Raw genomic sequence first — 504 nt, 5'->3', positions numbered from 1 at the left:
CGAGGCCGGCGAGCACCTCGCGGAGCAGGATCTTCGGGTTCCGCAGGGCGGACAGGACGGTGGGACTGGCGTGCACCGGAGCCGGTGCGGGCGTGACGGTCGTCACGGTTCTCCTTCGGTGAGGGGGTGCGGACGCTCGGCGTCCGCGGGGGAATGTCGTGGGGGCGCTTCGTCGCGCACTGGCCGAGTGCGGCCAGGAACCAGAACCTTCCGCAACGGAAGAGTCGGTCGTGTCTGACTCTAACGCAACGGAAGGGTTGCAGCGCAAGCATCGGTACGATCGGTCCGGACCGGGCAACCGGGCGGAAGGGGTCAGCAGTGACGGACGCAGCAGGTGCATCGACGATGCGGATCGGTGAACTCGCAGACCGGACCGGGCTCTCCATCCGGACCGTGCGCCACTACGACGACGTCGGACTGCTCCACCCCACCGGACGGACCGAGGGCGGCTTCCGGCTGTACTCCGACGACGACCTGCATCGCCTGCTCGTGATCCGCCGGATG

1 protein-coding gene is annotated in these 504 nt (G+C 68.8%); it reads left to right on the top strand.

Features of this window, described 5'->3' with window-relative positions:
* Nucleotides 1-345: 345 nt before the first annotated feature.
* The coding region (locus H489_RS29880; protein WP_017887467.1) for a MerR family DNA-binding transcriptional regulator at nucleotides 346-504 on the top strand (159 nt) is incomplete at its 3' end.

This window comes from Curtobacterium flaccumfaciens UCD-AKU (assembly GCF_000349565.1).
Lineage (GTDB): Bacteria > Actinomycetota > Actinomycetes > Actinomycetales > Microbacteriaceae > Curtobacterium > Curtobacterium poinsettiae.
Note: the sequence above shows the minus strand (reverse complement) of the source record. Positions and strands in the feature narration are given on the sequence as shown.